The sequence below is a fragment of the Collimonas sp. NPDC087041 genome, from assembly GCF_044745265.1.
Classification (GTDB): domain Bacteria; phylum Pseudomonadota; class Gammaproteobacteria; order Burkholderiales; family Burkholderiaceae_D; genus Collimonas.
Map to the genome: position 1 here is coordinate 160,340 of NZ_JBIUZX010000009.1, position 556 is coordinate 160,895.

At 55.8% G+C, this 556-nt stretch carries 1 pseudogene; it reads left to right on the forward strand.

The annotated features are described in order from the left end of the window. A pseudogene (locus tag ACIPF8_RS17170) lies at window positions 1-556 on the forward strand (hemagluttinin family protein); the annotation flags it as partial.

Genomic DNA, 556 nt, shown 5'->3' on the forward strand with positions numbered 1-556 from the left:
TCAACCGGCCTGAGCACGACAAACAGCAATGTAGCCTCGTTGTCGACCTCGACCTCTACCGGTTTGAGCACGACGAACAGCAACCTTGCCTCGTTGTCGACCTCGACCTCTACCGGTTTGAGCACGACGAACAGCAACCTTGCCTCGTTGTCGACCTCGACCTCTACCGGTCTGAGCACGACGAACAGCAACCTTGCTTCGTTGTCGACCTCGACCTCTACCGGTCTGAGCACGACGAACAGCAACCTTGCTTCGCTGTCGACCTCGACCTCAACTGGCCTGAGCACGACGAACAGCAACGTAGCATCGCTGTCGACTTCGACTTCAACCGGCTTGAGCACGACAAACAGCAACGTCGCTTCGCTGTCAACTTCGACATCGACTGGCTTGAGTACAGCAACCAGTGGCATCAATTCCTTGTCGACTGGCCTGAGCACAACCGATAGCAACCTTGCCTCACTGTCGACTTCGACTTCAACCGGCTTGAGCACGACAAACAGCAACGTCGCTTCGCTGTCAACTTCGACATCGACTGGCTTGAGTACAGCAACCAGTG